The organism is Leifsonia sp. 563 (genome assembly GCF_040545055.1).
Lineage (GTDB): Bacteria > Actinomycetota > Actinomycetes > Actinomycetales > Microbacteriaceae > Leifsonia.
In genome coordinates, this window is the sequence record NZ_JBEPLE010000003.1 from 284,903 (window position 1) to 301,367 (window position 16,465).

The 16,465-nt window shown below is 68.6% G+C and carries 17 protein-coding genes and 3 tRNA genes; 9 read left to right on the plus strand and 11 right to left on the minus strand.

The features are described from left to right. Positions 1 to 24: 24 nt before the first annotated feature. The gene (locus ABIC47_RS11880) at positions 25 to 672 is read left to right on the plus strand and encodes a biliverdin-producing heme oxygenase (protein WP_018189432.1); all 648 of its coding nucleotides are present in this window, start codon (positions 25 to 27) and stop codon (positions 670 to 672) included. Positions 673 to 703: 31 nt separating this feature from the next. Here the strand turns inward: ABIC47_RS11880 and ABIC47_RS11885 are convergent, their stop codons facing one another. The 3 genes from ABIC47_RS11885 to ABIC47_RS11895 form a co-directional block, all read right to left on the minus strand. Beyond that, entirely contained in the window at positions 704 to 1,441 is a 738-nt protein-coding gene (locus tag ABIC47_RS11885) for a nucleotidyltransferase domain-containing protein (protein ID WP_354480614.1), read from the minus strand. Positions 1,442 to 1,456: 15 nt separating this feature from the next. Further along, positions 1,457 to 1,600, minus strand: a complete 144-nt coding sequence (locus ABIC47_RS11890) for a hypothetical protein (RefSeq protein ID WP_166645306.1) — start codon at positions 1,598 to 1,600, stop codon at positions 1,457 to 1,459. 67 nt (positions 1,601 to 1,667) lie between these two features. Then, positions 1,668 to 2,150 carry a nucleoside deaminase gene (locus ABIC47_RS11895; protein WP_354480617.1) on the minus strand — a complete coding sequence of 161 codons (483 nt, stop codon included), beginning with the start codon at positions 2,148 to 2,150 and terminating at the stop codon, positions 1,668 to 1,670. A gap of 128 nt (positions 2,151 to 2,278) precedes the next feature. Here ABIC47_RS11895 and ABIC47_RS11900 point away from each other — a divergent pair, with 128 nt between their 5' ends. The 3 genes from ABIC47_RS11900 to ABIC47_RS11910 all read left to right on the plus strand — a co-directional run bounded on the left by ABIC47_RS11900 (position 2,279) and on the right by ABIC47_RS11910 (position 3,726). Then, positions 2,279 to 2,629: a helix-turn-helix domain-containing protein gene (locus ABIC47_RS11900; protein WP_018189435.1), complete on the plus strand. Its 351-nt coding sequence runs from the start codon at positions 2,279 to 2,281 to the stop codon at positions 2,627 to 2,629. 110 nt (positions 2,630 to 2,739) lie between these two features. Beyond that, positions 2,740 to 2,821, plus strand: a tRNA-Tyr gene (locus ABIC47_RS11905). Between the two features lie 92 nt (positions 2,822 to 2,913). Then, positions 2,914 to 3,726 (plus strand): inositol monophosphatase family protein, encoded by an 813-nt coding sequence (locus ABIC47_RS11910; RefSeq protein ID WP_018189436.1) that lies wholly within the window; start codon positions 2,914 to 2,916, stop codon positions 3,724 to 3,726. A gap of 13 nt (positions 3,727 to 3,739) precedes the next feature. Here ABIC47_RS11910 and ABIC47_RS11915 read toward each other — a convergent pair whose 3' ends face one another. From ABIC47_RS11915 to ABIC47_RS11925, 3 genes are all read right to left on the minus strand, one after another. Then, positions 3,740 to 5,488 (minus strand): glycoside hydrolase family 13 protein, encoded by a 1,749-nt coding sequence (locus ABIC47_RS11915; RefSeq protein WP_354480619.1) that lies wholly within the window; start codon positions 5,486 to 5,488, stop codon positions 3,740 to 3,742. 25 nt (positions 5,489 to 5,513) lie between these two features. Next, on the minus strand, positions 5,514 to 6,542 hold the full coding sequence (locus tag ABIC47_RS11920) for a LacI family DNA-binding transcriptional regulator (protein ID WP_354480621.1): 1,029 nt from the start codon (positions 6,540 to 6,542) through the stop codon (positions 5,514 to 5,516). A 133-nt stretch (positions 6,543 to 6,675) separates the two neighbouring features. Next, on the minus strand, positions 6,676 to 7,533 hold the full coding sequence (locus ABIC47_RS11925; RefSeq protein WP_354480623.1) for a pentapeptide repeat-containing protein: 858 nt from the start codon (positions 7,531 to 7,533) through the stop codon (positions 6,676 to 6,678). Between the two features lie 110 nt (positions 7,534 to 7,643). On the opposite strand from ABIC47_RS11925, the gene ABIC47_RS11930 reads away from it, so the two are divergent. The 3 genes from ABIC47_RS11930 to ABIC47_RS11940 all read left to right on the plus strand — a co-directional run bounded on the left by ABIC47_RS11930 (position 7,644) and on the right by ABIC47_RS11940 (position 8,909). Then, positions 7,644 to 8,600, plus strand: a complete 957-nt coding sequence (locus tag ABIC47_RS11930) for an aldo/keto reductase (protein WP_354480625.1) — start codon at positions 7,644 to 7,646, stop codon at positions 8,598 to 8,600. 118 nt (positions 8,601 to 8,718) lie between these two features. Next, positions 8,719 to 8,790, plus strand: a tRNA-Thr gene (locus ABIC47_RS11935). 45 nt (positions 8,791 to 8,835) lie between these two features. Further along, positions 8,836 to 8,909: transfer RNA gene (locus ABIC47_RS11940), tRNA-Met, on the plus strand. Positions 8,910 to 9,012: 103 nt separating this feature from the next. Here ABIC47_RS11940 and ABIC47_RS11945 read toward each other — a convergent pair. The 5 genes from ABIC47_RS11945 to ABIC47_RS11965 form a co-directional block, all read right to left on the minus strand. Continuing rightward, positions 9,013 to 9,465 (minus strand): MarR family winged helix-turn-helix transcriptional regulator, encoded by a 453-nt coding sequence (locus ABIC47_RS11945; protein WP_354480627.1) that lies wholly within the window; start codon positions 9,463 to 9,465, stop codon positions 9,013 to 9,015. A gap of 11 nt (positions 9,466 to 9,476) precedes the next feature. Beyond that, complete coding sequence (locus ABIC47_RS11950) at positions 9,477 to 10,235, minus strand: SDR family NAD(P)-dependent oxidoreductase (protein ID WP_354480629.1); 759 nt, start codon at positions 10,233 to 10,235, stop codon at positions 9,477 to 9,479. 115 nt (positions 10,236 to 10,350) lie between these two features. Next, on the minus strand, positions 10,351 to 10,827 hold the full coding sequence (locus ABIC47_RS11955) for a nucleoside deaminase (RefSeq protein WP_354480631.1): 477 nt from the start codon (positions 10,825 to 10,827) through the stop codon (positions 10,351 to 10,353). Continuing rightward, entirely contained in the window at positions 10,824 to 12,275 is a 1,452-nt protein-coding gene (locus ABIC47_RS11960; RefSeq protein WP_354480633.1) for a purine-cytosine permease family protein, read from the minus strand. The genes ABIC47_RS11955 and ABIC47_RS11960 overlap by 4 nt, the downstream gene beginning before the upstream one ends. A gap of 109 nt (positions 12,276 to 12,384) precedes the next feature. After that, positions 12,385 to 13,638, minus strand: coding sequence for an acyl-CoA dehydrogenase family protein (locus tag ABIC47_RS11965; protein WP_354480635.1), 1,254 nt, complete (start codon positions 13,636 to 13,638; stop codon positions 12,385 to 12,387). Between the two features lie 239 nt (positions 13,639 to 13,877). On the opposite strand from ABIC47_RS11965, the gene ABIC47_RS11970 reads away from it, so the two are divergent. Together ABIC47_RS11970 and ABIC47_RS11975 are read left to right on the plus strand one after the other, a co-directional pair. Further along, positions 13,878 to 14,855, plus strand: a complete 978-nt coding sequence (locus ABIC47_RS11970) for an AraC-like ligand-binding domain-containing protein (protein WP_354480637.1) — start codon at positions 13,878 to 13,880, stop codon at positions 14,853 to 14,855. Between the two features lie 179 nt (positions 14,856 to 15,034). After that, positions 15,035 to 16,459, plus strand: a complete 1,425-nt coding sequence (locus tag ABIC47_RS11975; RefSeq protein ID WP_354480639.1) for an NAD(P)/FAD-dependent oxidoreductase — start codon at positions 15,035 to 15,037, stop codon at positions 16,457 to 16,459. Positions 16,460 to 16,465 lie beyond the last annotated feature (6 nt).

Consider the following 16,465-nt stretch of genomic DNA (forward strand, 5'->3'; position numbering starts at 1 on the left):
GCCTCCCCTAAGTCAGGAGACCCGATGGCTGATCTGATCCCCTTCTCCGAAGCCCTCCGCGAACGCACGCGGGGTGTCCATCAGGAGAGCGAGGGCGCCGGGTTCATGCAAGACCTGATGAGCGGGCGGGGCTGCCGCGACGACTACATCCAGCTTCTCTCGCAGCACTACTTCATCTACGAGGCCCTCGAAGAGGCGGCCGTGTGGATGCGCGAAGACCCGGTCGCCGCCCTGTTCATCAGCCCCAAGCTGACGCGCCTGCCGGCGATCGAGGCCGACCTCGCCTTCTTGCTCGGCGACGACTGGCGCGAGCGGATCGCGCCCCTGCCCTCGACGGCGCGGTACACGGCCCGCATCCGCGAGGTCGGGCGCACCTGGCCGGGCGGCTTCATCGCGCACCACTACACGCGATACCTCGGCGACCTGTCCGGCGGCCAGATCATCCGCACGCTGCTCCAGCGCCAGTACGGGTTCGAGACCAACGGCGTCGGGTTCTACCTGTTCGCCGACATCGCCAAGCCGAAGCTGTTCAAGGACACCTATCGGTCGCAGCTGGATGCGGTCGAGTGGACCGAGGAGGAGCGCGACCGCGTCATCGGCGAGGTGTCGCTGGCCTTCCGCTTCAACACGGAACTGTTCGACGACCTGGCGACGGCGAAGGCCGCCGCCTGACGCTGACCCGCCTTTCGGCGAATCCAGGGTCTCAGCGCACGAAGTCCTCGTCGACGCGGCCGCCCAGGCGGTCCAGCAGGGCGGCGGCGACACGGACAGCCTCACGATGGTCCCGCTCGCGGGCGAAAGCGGCCAGTGCATCGGCCGACTCCGGGTCGAATGCACGAAGCCGACGGCTAAGCCATTTGCCGCTACCCAGCCACGCGCCGGAACTGAGCAGGGCGAGCTCTCCGAGGCCGCGGAGGAGATCGGCGCGGATGGCCGCCGACACCAACTCGTCCATCGCATCTGTCAGGTCGTCGATCAGATCCGTGACCGCGTAGCGTCGGAGCGCCAGCTGATGCGCGGTCGGCCGCGGACCCGGCGCCAGGCGATCAGCCGACCAGCGACGCAGTTCCGAGAACTCGTCGCCCGTGCGCAACGGGATGCCCTCGGTCAGCAGGACGGGCAGGACCGGGCGCAGCGAGGCGAAGTCGCGTTCCGCCCACTCGCGGTATCCTTCGACCGTGTAGGCGAACACATCGAAGCGCTCGCCGTCGTGGTGCGTGACGCGGGCCTCGGAGGTCGGGCTGCCGTTTCGCCGCTCGAAGGTCGATGGTGGCGCGATCAGCAGGATGTCGATGTCGCTGGTCGGCGTCCGTTTCCCGGTTGAAGAGCTGCCGCCCAGGATAACCGTGGTGGCCTCGGGGTACTCCGCATCGCAGAAGCGGAGCGCGGCGTCCCGTGCTCGCTCAGCGTCGGCGGGGCCGCCCGATCGAGGCGATGCCATCGATCGCGGCCGGGATCAGGCCGTCTGCGCGAGCTCGGCGTAGTAGGTGACGTGGCAGCCGTCACCGTTGCACTCGACGCAGAGGGTGATCTCCTCACTGCGCTGGGCGGGGTCGGCCCCGGTCCCGTCGCACCGTTCGCAAATCTCCAACGTTCTCATGCCCCCGATTGTGCGCCCGACCACCGACATCGGCCGCAGGCCCGTCGGGGTGTCGCGATCGCGGCCTTCAGTCGTGCCAGAAGCCGCGGTGCGGATCGGCCGCTTCGTCTTCGAGGACCGGGCCGAGGACGGTGACCTCGCGGCTCCCGTCGGCGAAGATGAGGCGGCACGGGTGGTCCAGCGTCGGATTCTCGGGGTGGTCGCCCGTGAGGGTGCGCAGACCCTGCTCGGAGAGGCCGTAGACCACCGCGCCGATCCCGGCCCAGTAGATCGCGCCGCTGCACATGGCGCACGGCTCGCACGAGGTGACGAGGGTGTATCCGGGGAGCTCGGCGTGCGGGATGGCCTCCCACGCCTTCCGCACCAGATTGGTCTCCGCGTGGCCGGTGATGTCGTTCTCGGTGACCACGGTGTTCTCCGCTTCGAGGGAGATCGTGCCGTCGGGAGCGACGAGGATCGCGCCGAACGGGTGGTTGCCGTGGGCGCGGGCGTCGACAGACACCTGGATCGCGCGTCGCACATGGTCTTCGGTCGCTGCTGCTGCGATCATGGGTCGGGTCCTCCTGAGTGGATGCGCGGGCGGCTGGGCCCGATACCTGTCTATCGGTGATTCTGCCCAGAGCAGAACCGCCGAAATCGACGGGCGCGGATGCGGCCGAGCCGACATAGGCTGGCGGCATGCTCGTACGGCATGCGATCGGATCGGTGCTCCGCCGGATCAGGACGGAGCGCGGGACGACGCTGCGCGAGCTCTCCGAGACCTCCAGGGTGTCGGTCCCGTACCTCTCCGAGATCGAGCGGGGCCGCAAAGAGGCGTCGTCCGAGATCCTCGCCGCGCTGTGCCGCGTGCTCGGGATCAGCGAGGGCGAGCTCCTGACCCGCGTCGCGGCCGAGTTCGCGGGGGCGCAGGTGCTTACCCTGGTGCCGGAGCGGGAGATCGAGCGCGAGCCCGCATCCACTCTGGAGCTGCAGTCCGCTGCGGTCGGCGGCACCGCGCAGACCTCCGGCGTCGTCGCGCTCGCCGCCTGACGCCGGCCGTGTGGCCGCTGAGCGGGCGCTGATTTCGTCTGCAGCCGCCCGCCGAGTATTCTTGTGTGGCGCCTTCGGTCACGAGTGAACTGGTGGTCGAAAGCGCCAATGGCGAGTTACCCAAGCGGCCAAAGGGATCTGACTGTAAATCAGCTGTCTACGACTTCGGGGGTTCGAATCCCTCACTCGCCACCGCGTTCAGAACGCTTCGCGAAAGCCCTCGGCCACCGGCCGGGGGCTTTCGTCATGAGACGCATGCCACACAGGTCTGACAGGCTGGAGGCATGACCTCCAACGCCGAGCTGCTCGAGATCGCCGCCACCGTCGCCCGCCGCGCCGCCGCCTTCGCGCTGCAGCGCCGTCAGGACGGGGTGGAGATCGCCGCGTCCAAGTCGTCGCTCAGCGACATCGTCACGCGAGCCGACCGCGAGACGGAGCAGCTGATCCGCGACGCGCTCTCGGCCGCACGCCCGCGCGACGGGTTCCTCGGGGAGGAGTCCGGCGGCGGCAGCAGCCAGAGCGGACTGACGTGGGTGGTCGACCCGATCGACGGGACGGTCAACTACTTCTACGGCATCCCGGCCTGGGCCGTCAGCATCGCCGTCGTCGAGGGAGACCCGGAACCCGCGACCTGGAAGGCCCTCGCCGGTGCCGTGGTGAACCCTATCTCCGGCGAGGTCTTCACCGCGTACACCGGCGGAGGGGCGCGGCTGAACGGGGAGCCCATCCACGTCACCGAAGGGGTGGAGCTGCCGCTCGCCCTCATCGGCACCGGCTTCGGCTACGACGCCGAGGTGCGGCGCCGGCAGGCGGGATTCGTCGCCGAGCTGATCGGCGACGTGCGCGACATCCGCCGCATCGGCGCCGCGTCGCTCGACCTGTGCTCCGTCGCCGCCGGTCGGCTCGACGGGTACTACGAGCGCGGACTGAACCCGTGGGATCACGCCGCCGGCGCCCTGATCGCCCAGGAGGCCGGAGCGCGCGTCGCCGGAATCGGCGGAGGCCCGGCCGACCGCCGCCTCACGGTGGCGGCCGCGCCGGACCTCTTCGAGCAGCTGCACCCCCGCGTCGAGCGCTTCTACGCCGACTGGGAGTGACGCCGAGCGCGGCTCAGACCAGCCAGGCGGTCGTGTCGCGGGGAAGCGTGCCTCCGTCGAGCGCCCCGCTCGCCAGGACGACCTCGCCCTCGGGCAGTTCCACCGGCTCCTCCCCGAAGTTGACCACCACGGTGACCTCGCCGGAGCGGAAGGCGAGCGTGTCGCCGCCCAGATCGATCCACTCGGGGGAGCCGAACGCCAGGTCGTAGCGTCGGCGGGCCTCCAGGGCGTCCTGGTACATCGTCAGCGTCGAACCCGGAACGCCCGCCTGCGACGACCGGGTGTATGCCGCCCAGGTCGCCGGCTGGGGCAGCCAGCTCGCGGCGGTGGGCCCGAAACCGTACGACGCCTCGGCGCCTTCCCACGGGATGGGGACGCGGCAGCCGTCACGGCCGTACCGCTCGCCGTTGGTGCGGAACCACGTCGGGTCCTGGCGCGCGTCGTCCGGCAGGTCGATCGCCTCGGGCAGCCCGAGCTCCTCGCCCTGGTAGAGGTAGGCGGAACCGGGCAGGGCCAGCATGAGCGCCGTCGCCGCCCGCGCCCGATGGAGAGCGAAGACCGGGTCCGGGAGCCCGGTGGTCTTCGGACCGATGCCGTGCCCCTGCAGGTTCTCGCCGTGCAGAGCGAGGCGCGTGGCGTGGCGGACGACGTCGTGGTTCGACAGCACCCAGGTGCTCGGGGCGCCGACGCTGCTGAACGCGGCGATCGAGCGGTCAATCACGCTGCGGAGAGCGGACGCGTTCCACGGGGTCTCCAGGTACGCGAAGTTGAAGGTCTGCTGCATCTCGTCCGGCCGGACCCAGCGGGCCAGCTTGTCGAGCGGCTCCACCCAGGCCTCGCCGCACAGCACACGGTCGCCGGTGTACTCATCCAGGACCTTGTGCCAGTCGCGGTAGATGGCGTGCACGCCGTCCTGAGCGAAGTAGGGAGGCGTCGGCGGCTCGCCGTCGGCGTGCGCCGCGATCTCCGGCTCCAGCGGGATGCCACCGGTCTCCTGCGTCGACGCAGTTCCGCCCATGCTGCCCATGTGCGCGGGCGGGGTGTAGTCGGGGAGGCCGGCCTCCTTGACCATGCCGTGGGCGACATCCACCCGGAAGCCGTCGACACCGCGGTCCAGCCAGAAGCGCAGGATGTCACGGAACTGCTCCCAGACCCACGGGTTCTCCCAGTCGAAGTCCGGCTGCGACTTGTCGAACAGGTGCAGGTACCACTGGCCGGGACGACCGTCGGCCTCGGTGATGCGCGTCCACGCAGCGCCGCCGAAGATCGACTCCCAGTTGTTCGGCGGCAGTTCGCCGTCCTCGCCCTTGCCGTCGCGGAAGATGTACCGCGCCCGCTCGGGGCTTCCCGGACCGGCCGCGAGCGCCTCCTGGAACCAGCGGTGATCGCTCGACGAGTGATTCGGGACGATGTCGATGATCACGCGCAGACCGAGGTCGTGCGCGGTCGCGAGCATCGTGTCGAAGTCGGCGAGAGTGCCGAAGCGGACGTCGACGTCGCAGTAGTCGGAGACGTCGTACCCGGCGTCGCGCTGCGGTGAGCTCTGGAACGGAGACAGCCAGACGGCATCCACACCCAGCTCGCGGAGAGCGGGGAGGCGGTGGGTGATGCCGGGCAGGTCGCCCATCCCGTCGCCGTCCGAGTCGGCGAAGGAGCGCGGATACACCTGGTAGATGACGGCGGAGCGCCACCATTCGCGGCCGGGGGCCGACGGCGTGAGCTCGGTGTGGGGGAGGGGGGTCGGAGCGGCGATGGTGGTCACCTCGTGTTCGTGTCGGTTGCGATGGTCAGGGGTGGACGGCGGTGCTGGACCGCACGATCAGATCCGCCGGAGCGGTGTGGCTGAGGGGTTCGGGGCGTGCTCGAGTCGGAGCGGCCCGCGCGGCCTGGAGGGCGTCGAGCAGCAGGGCGGCGGCCTGTTCGCCCTGCCGGTCGGGATGCTGCGCGACCGTGCTCAGCCCGAAGAAGTCGGCGAGAGGATGGTCGTCGATGCCGATGATGGAGACGTCGCGGGGCACGGAGAGTCCGAGGTCGCGTGCGGCGAGGATGGCGCCGATGGCCATCTCGTCCGAGCCCGCGAAGATCGCCGTCGGGCGCTCGTGCGGCGAACCGAGCAGCTGCTTCGCCGCGTCGTAACCGCCGGGGAGGGTGAAGTCGGAGGCGCGGTGCAGCTGCTCGTCGACGGGGAGACCCGCATCCCGCAGAGCCTGCTCGTATCCCAGGCGCCGGCTGGTCGGGATGTGGAAGTCGAGGTCGAACTCCTGCGAGCCGCCGATGTGGGCGATGCGGGTGTGCCCAAGGGAGATCAGGTGATCGGTCGCGAGGCGGGCGACGGCCAGGTCGTCGATGGTCAGGGTGCTGACCCCGGGAAGGGGGCCGCCCACGCCGACGACGGGCTTTCCGAGCGCGAGGAGCCGGCCGACCTCCTCCTCCGCGAGCTCCAGCGAGACGGTGAAGACGGCATCCACCCGGTTGCGCAGGAGGTGGTGGTCGAAGACGCGACGCCGCTCGCCGCCGTCCCCGCTGAGGTTGTATAGCGTGAGGTCGTAGCCCTGTCCAAGCAGGACGCGCCCGGCGCCCTCGATGACGGAGGTGAAGAACCAGCGGTTGAGGTGCGGGACGACAGCGCCGATGTTGCGCGTGCGACCGGAGGCGAGGCTCGACGCGTCGGAGGAGACGACGTACCCGAGCTCGGACGCGGCCTGGACGACGCGCGCCCGTGTGCGGTCGGAGACCGGGCCGTTGCCGCTCAGCGCGCGGGAGACGGTGGCCGTGGAGACGCCGGCGAGACGCGCGACATCGTCGATCCCGGGCATCCCACCTCCTGCGTCTCGCGTCGTGTCTGATGCGGTGGAAGCGTTTGCGTCCGCCGGTGTCCCGCGGTCGGCCGCGCACAGCGGCAGTATAGCGAGTGGGGTGGAAGCGTTTGCACTCTGTGACGCGATGCGGTCACGCCCAGTGGCCGGGGCGGTCGAGCGTCGGTGGCAGGAGGGTGCGGCCGTCGCCGGTCGCGGCGTTGACCTGGACCTGCGTCAGATAGATCGCCTCGCGGAGGTCGGCACCGTCGAGGCGCGCGTCGCGGAGGTCGGCTCCGATCAGTTCGGCGCGGGACAGGTCGGCGTCGCGGAGGTCGGCGGCGATCAGGAGAGCGCCGCGGAGTTCCGCCCCCCGGAGGTCCGCACCGCGGAGGTCGGCGCCCAGGAGGTCTGCGCCCGGCTGGATGCGCGAACGCGCGGTGCGCTTCCTGCCGGCACCGAGGGGCCCGGTGCTGACGGGTCCGGCCTCGCGGGTGAGCCGAGCGGCCTCGCGGAGGAGCTCGGCGGCCGGTGCGCGCAGGTCGTCGATGTCGGAGTCGACGATGACCGCGCTCGGCGCGTCTGTCAGCTCCAGCACCTCCGCACGCGCACGGCGGAGCGCGGGATGGATCCCGGCTGCCGCGGGCAGTGCGAGCGCCTCCTCGAGGTACCAGAGGAGCTCGTGCAGCTGGCGCATGAGCGGGAAGACGGCGAACATCTCGCGACGGCGGTCGGCGTCGTCGCGCCACCCCATCCCGTCGAAGGTGTGCTGCGTCACCTGCTGGCCGGCTCCGAAGCAGTCGAAGACCGTGCAGCCGCGGAAGCCGCTCTCGCGGAGCCTCGGGTGGATGGTGCAGAGGTCGTCGTGGTCGAGGTTGACGCAGGGGTCGCCGGCGGGCTTGTCGAACGCGAAGTCGGCGGAGCGCGCGAAGGCGAGGGCGACGCAGCAGAGTCCGACGCACCGGGAGCAGTCGGCTCTCAGCTCGCGGCGGGGGTCTTCAGCGGTGCGCACCCGTCCACAGTACGGGGCAGCCGCAACCTTTCCACACCCTCAGGAAGAGACGGAATAGCCCTGGGCCGACCGCGTTAGCGTGGAAGAACGACACAACGAAGGAGAACAGCATGACTGCACCGCGCCGCACGATCGGTTCGTCCGACCTCGAGGTCTTCCCGCTCTCTCTGGGGGGTAACGTCTTCGGCTGGACGGCCGACCGCGAGACATCGTTCGACGTCCTCGACGGGTACACCGGGGCGGGCGGCAACTTCGTCGACACCGCCGATGGCTACTCGGCGTGGGTCCCTGGCAACACGGGCGGCGACTCCGAGCGCATCCTCGGCGAGTGGTTCGAGGCGCGCGGCAACCGCGACCAGGTGGTGCTCGCCACGAAGGTGAGCCAGCACCCCGACTTCAAGGGACTCGCCGCCGACAACATCCGTCGGGCGGCCGACGCCTCGCTGGAGCGGCTGAAGTCCGACTACATCGACCTCTACTACGCCCACTTCGACGACGAGACGGTGCCGCTGGAGGAGACGGTGGCGGCGCTCTCCGGCCTCGTCGATGCGGGCAAGGTCCGCTACATCGGCATCTCGAACTACTCGCCCGAGCGCATCGAGGAGTGGTTCCGGATCACCGAGCGCGAGGGGCTCCACCGCGCTGTCGCCCTTCAGCCCCACTACAACCTGGTCGAGCGCGGGTACGAGACGACGTACCGCCCGATCGCCGAGCGCGAGGGCCTCGGTGTGATGCCGTACTTCGCTCTCGCGGCCGGCTTCCTGACGGGCAAGTACCGCGACGGCGTCACGGTCGACAGCGCTCGCGCCGGCGGTGCCGCGAAGTACCTCGTCGACACCGGCCGCGCCGTCCTCTCGGCCCTGGACGAGGTGGCCGCCGCCCACGGCACCTCCGTCGCGTCGGTCGCCCTCGCCTGGCTGGCCGCGCAGCCGACCATCACCGCCCCGATCGCCAGCGCGCGCACCACGGAGCAGCTGCCGGACCTCCTCGCATCCGTCGAGCTCGAGCTCACGGGCGACGAGCTGGAGGCGCTCGCCGGAGCCTCGGAGGCGGCCAAGGCGGCCTGACCCTCGCAGGGGGCGGGGCCGCCGCTGCCGGGCGTCCGCAATGGTACGGAGCACCCTGTCGTGGGTGGTATCCTCGAACGGTTGCCGAAAACGACGTGCCTCCGGCCGTCACGGCTCCGCCCCCTTAGCTCATTGGTAGAGCACTTCCTTGGTAAGGAAGAGGTAGTGGGTCCGATTCCCACAGGGGGCTCCGTCTCCCGTCCTGCGACTGGCTCGCTCGACGTGGGGATGCCACGGCGGGGTAGCTCAGGTGGTTAGAGCACACGGCTCATAATCGTGGTGTCGCGGGTTCGAGTCCCGCCCTCGCTACAGGTTCTTGAAACACGGAAACGGCGGCTGATCATCAGCCGCCGTTCTGTGGTTTGCGGAGGGTTTCGCGCGCAACGCGGACGCACTCCAACGTCTTGCTGGCTCATGAGCCTCCGAAGGTGTGGGCCTCGACCTGTTCGGTCGCTGTGCGCAGCACGCGAATGGCCGTTGCGAGGTCGTCGGGGTCGATGCCGACGAGCGCGACGGAGCGTACTTCAGCGAACGGGTCGGGGAGGGTGCTCCACAGGGCGCGACCGTCGGTGGTCAGGGTGACGAGCCGCTGCCGCTGATCCGTCGCAGAGGGGGCCTGCTCGACAAGGCCTTTGCGTACGAGCGTCGCGATGATGCCGCTGAGACTCGCCCGTTCGATGTGCAGTGCGCGGCCGAGGTCGCGCTGTGAGGTCGGTCCGCTGGTGGCGAGCTGGTAGAGCACTGCCCACTGTGTCGAGCCGATGCCTCTCGGTCGAAGAACGCGATCGACGGCGCCGCGGTTGGCGTAGTAATACCGTTTGGCCCAGGTGCCGACGGTCTCTGGCTCGGAAACGGGCTCGGTCATGCGTTCAGTATTCACCAGGGGATAGGTGTGTTCTCCCAACGCGTGAACGTTCCGCTCGGACCCTCCGGTCCCAACAGGCACACCCGCACCACCTCGCGGGAGCCGTCCTCGACAGACTCGGTCCCCGCGAAATTGTTCAGGTTCGTGGCGGTGAAGGCCGGCGAGACCAGGTTGACTTTGATGTCTGTCGCCTCCAGCTCGACCATCATCGCCAGGGTGATCGCGTTCTGGGCCGCTTTGGACGCCGGATAAACCGGTCCGAACATCGAATGGTACGGGTAGTCCGGGTCCGCGTTGGCTGTCAGCGACCCGACCCCGCTCGACACGTTGACGATGCGGGCATCGGCCGACTTCCGCAAGAGCGGCAGCATCGCCTGGTAGACCGCGAGAGTGCCGAAGACGTTGGTCTCCCACACTTTTCGGATCTCGTCCATGGACGCGGTGCTGGCCTTGTTCGCCGCGGCATAGTCGCCGAGGAAGTCCCCATCGCTGCTTCGGGCGCGGGAGATGCCGGCGTTGTTGACCAGAAGGTCCAGCCGCCCGAACTCGTCCGTGATGCGCTGGGCGGCGGTGGCGATCGAGGCGGCATCCGTCACGTCGATCTGGATCGGGTGTGCTCCCTCCCCGATCTGCTCAGCCGCGGCCTGTCCGCGCGCAGGGTCGCGAGAGCCGAGCAGCACCGTGACGCCGTTCGCCACGAGCTCCTTCGCGACCTGGAACCCGACCCCCTGATTCGCCCCGGTGATCAGGGCGATGCGTTCTCCGGTCATGTTCTGCTCCTATCGATTCGGTACCGAACGATTGTCGTTCGGTAACATACGAATGTCAAGAGACTCGAAACACCGGTTTCTTCGTTCTCGGGGGAGGAGGTGCGACCCGCCTCATTCACTCCTCGCCAATGTCCTCATTCCACAGCTCGGGGTTGGACTCGATGAATGCACCCATCATCGCGACCAGCTCCGGGTCGTTGACGACCGTGACCTCCACGCCGTGCTCTGCCAGCCAGTCCTGGCCGCCGAGGAAGTTGCGGTCGTCGCCCACGATCACGCGGCCGATGCCGAACTGTCTGACCAGGCCGGAGCAGTACCAGCACGGCGACAGGGTGGTGACCATGACCGTGTCGCGGTAGCTGCGCTGGCGTCCGGCGTTTCGGAAGGCGTTCGTCTCGGCGTGCATGGAGGCGTCGCCGTCCTGCACCCGGCGGTTGTGACCGCTGCCGAGCAGTCTGCCCTCCCCGTCGAACAGCGCGGCGCCGATCGGGATGCCACCGGCCCCCGCGCCGCGCCGCGCCTCCGCCGTCGCGACGGAGAGTTTCTCGGCGTCTGTCGTATAGATGCGGCCATCCGCTTCGGCGGCGCTCACGCGACCGTGTCCGCGGCGTCCACCCCGACGATCACCGACGGCTCCGTCGCGAGAGAGGCGCCGAGCCGGACCTTGAAGGCGCGGAACAGGATCCAGTAGAGCGCGGCCGCGAGCACGAACCCGACGAGCGGCGTCAGGTCGCCGATCGGCGCTGCCGCTGCGACTGGGCCCGTATAGAACGTCTGAGCCGAGAACAGCCAGATCGACACCGCGCCGGCGACCAGGAGCGAGATCCAACCCGCCGGGTTGCGGTAGTTCGCGTGGCTCGTGACCAGGCTCGCTATCTCGGTGCCACGGCGCAGGAGTCGGTCGGTGAGGACGACGCCGAGCCACGGCGCGATCCAGTAGGCGATGACGAGGAGGAAGTTCTCGTACTTCGCTCCCGCGTCCGGCAGAGCGCTCCATGCGATGAAGAACCCGATGACGCCGAAGCCGAGCGCGACGATCGCACGGCGCCAGGCGAACGGTATCTTGATGCCGGCGGCGAGGAACGACATCGCCCCGGAGTAGATGTTGAGCGCGTTCGCCGCGATCGCTCCGACGGCGATGGCCAGCAGGGTGAGGTCGCGGATGACGACCGGCATGTGGGCGGTGAATGAGGCCGTCGGATCGTCGGGGTTGAATCCCGCGATCGTCGCCGCCGCCGCGCCCGCGGCCATGAGCACGACGCAGCTGATGAAGTTGCCGAGACCGGCCGCCCAGCCGATCGCCCGGCGGCTGGAGTTCGCCGGAAGGTACCGGCTGTAGTCGGACGCGTAGGGGTTCCAGCCCGCGGCATAGCCGAACGCGGCAGCGGCGGTCAGAGTCCAGCCGGCGAAGCTGAAGCCGCCGCCCTTGACCGGAGCGCCGAGGTTCGCATGCGCGAACACGGTGATCGTCGCGACCAGGAAGATCGCTCCCAGGATGTAGGTCGCGTACCGCTCGAAGAGCTGCACCAGGTCGTGGCCGATGAAGGCGACGACCACCTCGACGACGACGACGATCAGCAGCGACAGCACGGCGGGCATCCCGGTCAGTGTGGTGAGTGCGAAAGCGCCGCTGACGGAGTTGACCGCGAACCAACCGAGCCCGGCCATCACCGTGTTCAGGGCCGACGGCAGGATGTTGCCGCGGCTGCCGAATGCCGTGCGGCCGATCACCATCTGGGCGAGCCCCTCGCGGGGACCCCAGGTGGACAGGATGCCCTGGGTGAGGGCGCCTAGCGCCGTGCCGAAGACGAGCGCGGTCATCGACTGCCAGAAGCCCAGCCCGAAGAACGCCACCGCTATCACGCCGACGAAGATCGTCGCGAACTCGAGATTCGGGGCGGTCCAGGTGGCGAAAAGCTGCCATGGAGAACCGTGCCGGCGCTCCGGCGGAATGGCTTCGATGCCGCCCGATTCGACGCTGGTGACGCTGACATGCTGCGCGTCGGCGGGCGCTATCCCTGCCGTGGGGGAAGTGGTCATGGAGGCAGCATAGGAAGATCCGATCCGGCGAGCTTCTTCGCGGACGGAAAAGTCACATGTTGTTTACATGAGGCAAGCACAAGCCCCGTGCTCACCGCCAGCGGTCGACCTAGGCTGAGAGACGGTTCTCGCCCGCCGCCAGGTGGTCGTAGCGGGGGTTGCGAAGCAATTCGTGCAGGTGACGCCGGCGGACGCCCATATTGCCGCCGTCGTAGACCGGGAAGCAGAGGACATCCTGCATGATTCCACCGAGCTCCGAGCGATCTCCGTACGAGTCGACGCCGACCAAGCGCATCGCGTCGTAGACGGTCTGCACCGAAAGCTCCGAGTTGTAGATCTTCACCATGTTCGACAGCTCCCGATCGAGCCCTCCGGTCTTATCGAAGTGGTCGGCAGCTTTCCAGGCGAAGTAGCGTCCCACCTCGATCCGGGTCTTGATGTCGGCGAGCATGTAGCCCGCGTTCTGGTGCTCGATTACCGGCACGCTTCCGGATCGTTTTTCGGTCTTGACGAAGTCATACGCGAGCTCGAAGGCGGCACGCATCTTGCCGACGGCTGCCGCGCCGATGCTCGAGCATGTCCAGGAGAAGGAGCCTTTCGTCAGGCTGAGACCGTCGCCGGGCGCGCCGACCAGGTTGGAGAGCGGCACGCGCACGTCCCGGAACTCCACAACCGGTGAGTTGGTTGCGCGGTGGCCGACGGTGTCGATGATCCCGGTGATCTCCACTCCCGGCGTCCCCTTCTCCACCACGATGATCGCCAGCGACTCCTCCGGAGGCTTCGTTTCGTCGATCCGGCACACCACGCTGATCAGGTCCGCGCCCCCGTCGTCCCACCCGGAGGCATTCGTGGTGTAAGCCTTGCTGCCGTTGATGACCCATTCGTCGCCATCCTGGACGGCGAAGGTCTGAACTCCGTACCGGGGATCCGGGTGATCGAAGTTCGCGCCGCCCGCTGACTCGGTGAAGGCAATGGCGGCGAGTGCCGGGCTGCCGTCCAGGAAGGGGGCGAAGAAGCGCTCCCTCTGCTCGGGCGTACCTGCCGCGATAATCGGAAACAGCCCGAGACCGGTGCCGAGGATGGCCGATGGAACGTTGACGTCCACCCTGGCCAGTTCTTCACAAGCGAGTGCGAACTCCAGGTTGCTGAAGCGGTTCCCGCCGTTCTCGGCGGGGACAAGACCGCTGACGAATCCAGCATCGACCATCTGCTGGTAGAAGGGTTTGAGCAAGCGGAATCGGACCAGGGGATCGGTTGCCGGAGCAATAGCGCTCTCGACGCCTTTCAGAACGGTCTCGGCGAACTCGCGCGCCTGGAGACGAAGACCGAGTTGTTCTTCGGAGAGTGTGAAATCGATGGGCATCGGGGTGGCTCCAATTCTGCTGGGTCGGGATCGGTTCGGGTAGCGTCCCAGGCTCGAACATGCGGCGAATTGTATGAGCGTGCAGTGCGGGTGGGATGACAGTGCAGACGACGGGAATGTGAGCGATCGGTTACAGCGCGGAAACTCGCGACGAAGCAAACGGAAACATTGGATTGGTCTGCTGGTTCTGTAGCCCTCGCATCGCACAGGGTCCGCAGACGGCGGAAGGGAGTGGAGTTGTGCAACGGTGGAACACGACCGACCGACCCGCATCCGAGCAATACGCGTATTGGCGCGAAGTTGTATGCGAGGCCTTCACCCCACTTCGGCCGACTGCCCGAGATTCGCGGGACTCCTGGCGGGAGGCGGGCCTCGAGGGCTGGGTCGATTCTCACGCGTTCGGCGCCGTCAACGGGGCGGAGATCGGCACGTGCGTGCAGACTATGCGCCACGGAGACGAGGAGGTCGCGCGCGTCTCCGATGGGGTGGTGTTCATCAACTTGATGCTGCGCGGTCGCTGTCTGGTCAGCCAGGGGTCGCAGGAGACGATGTCGGGCCCCGGAACGTTCTCGATCGTCGATGCAACGCGCCCGTTCCGTCTCGACTACATCGACCCCTGGCGCACGATCTCGTTCCGCGTGCCATCCGCGCGGATCCCCGGCGGTATCACCGACGACGTGATTGCGCGGCCCTTCTCGGCCGGGCGCGGGATCGGAGCGGTGCTCGCCGACACGATGCGCTCAGCATGGGCGCGGGCCGCGGAGCTGACCGATACGCAGGCGACCACAGCGGGCACAGCGATCGCGGCGCTCGTCGGCGTGTTGGCTGAGGCGAAGCCGTCCGACGATTTCACGGGAGAACCCGCTCGCGACGAGGCGCTACGCAGCAGCATCGAGCACTTCGTCGTACGGCATCTTCAATACGGCGACACCTCGCCTGGCGCGATCGCCCATCACTTCGCAATCTCCGTGCGGAAGCTCCATCAGATTTACGAGAGTGCGCCCCTCACATTCAGCCAAACCGTGATGCGTCTGCGGGTGGAGAAGTGCGCCGATGACATCGTGTCCATGGAAGGTCGCACGACATTGACCTCTCTGGCAGCGAAGTGGGGATTCAGCGACCTCTCGCACCTCAATCGAGCATTCCGCCAACATCTCGGTGTTGCACCGCGGGCTGTCGGCCCATTGATCGCCTCCGGGGTGCGCGTCACGCGCTGAGCAGTCAGGCCACGTCGCTCAGCAACGCATCGATCAACGCTGCCTTCAGGCGTGCGCCGCGACAACCTGTTGCGGCCGACGCAGAATGCTGACGCACTGTCCGAGCCTCCACGGGATGCGTTCTCCTAGTGTGGAAGGTGGGCAGAGCGTCCAGCGCCACCGCTTCCACAGGAGACCCCGTGTCCGCACCGATTCCCGCCTACGACCTCGACCTCCGCAGCGACCCCGCCGTCATCGACCGCGCACTCCGCGGTGCGAAGAACGTCTCGTTCTGGCTCGACGACCCGCGCCGGCCCGCCGCGCAACCGGCGCTGTCGGGCGACGTCAGCGCCGACCTCCTGGTCGTGGGCGGTGGCTACTGCGGCCTGTGGACCGCTCTCCTGGCGAAGGAGCGCGAGCCTGACCTCGAGGTGGTCCTCGTGGAGGGCAAGGAGGTGGGCTGGGCCGCGAGCGGACGCAACGGCGGTTTCGTCGAGGCGAGCCTCACGCATGGCTCCGAGAACGGCGAACGGTACTTCCCGGCCGAACTCGAGACCCTGGAGCGGCTCGGGATGGAGAACTGGGTCGAATTCGCCGCCGACCTGAAGCGGCACGGCATCGAGGCGGAGTACGAAGCGACCGGCGTCCTGACCGTCGCCACCGAACCGCATCAGGTCTCCGCGCTCCGGGAGGCGGCCGGAGAGCACAGCGAGTTCCTGGACGAGGGTGCGCTCCGGCGCTACGTGACGTCGCCGCTCTTCCGCGGGGGACTCTTCGAACGCGACGGCGAGGCCCTGGTCCATCCCGCGCTGCTGGCGTGGGGACTCAAGCAGGCGTGCCTGAGTCTTGGCGTGAAGATCTACGAGCGCACTCCGGTGCGCGGGCTGTCGGACGAGCGCGATCGCGTGCGTGCGACGGCCACCGGGGGTGTCGTGTCGGCGCGACGGGTCGTGCTGGCCACCAACGGCTTCCCGTCGCTTCTGCGCCGGAACCGGTTCCGCACCATCCCCGTCTACGACTATGCGCTGATGACGGAGCCGCTGAGCGAGCAGCAGCTGGAGGCGATCGGCTGGACGGAGCGCTTCGGGATGACCGACTCCTCCCGCCAGTTCCACTACTACCGGAAGTCGGCCGACAACCGGATCCTCTGGGGCGGCTACGACGCCGTGTACCATCCCGGCGGCCGGATCAAGCCGTCGTACGACGTGCGGGACGAGACGTTCCGGCGCCTCGCCGACCACTTCCTGCGGACGTTCCCGCAGCTCGGTGACATCACGTTCACGCACGCGTGGGGCGGCATGATCGACATGTCCAGTCGGCTGGTGGCCTTCCACGGCACGGCGATGGGAGACAAGGTCGCCTACAGCAGCGGCTTCACCGGCCTCGGCGTCGCGGCCACCCGCTTTGCGGCGAAGGTGATGCTCGAGCTGCTCGACGGCGCGGACACCGAGATCACCCGGACGCGGCTGGTCCGGACCAAACCGCTCCCCATCCCGCCGGAACCGATCGCATCGGCGGCGGTCGCGGTGATCAAGCGGGAGATCGTCCGCTCCGACCGGAACGGCGGTCGCGACGGCGTGATCCTGAAGGTGGCGGACGCCCTGGGGTACTCGTTCGATTCGTGACCGGCG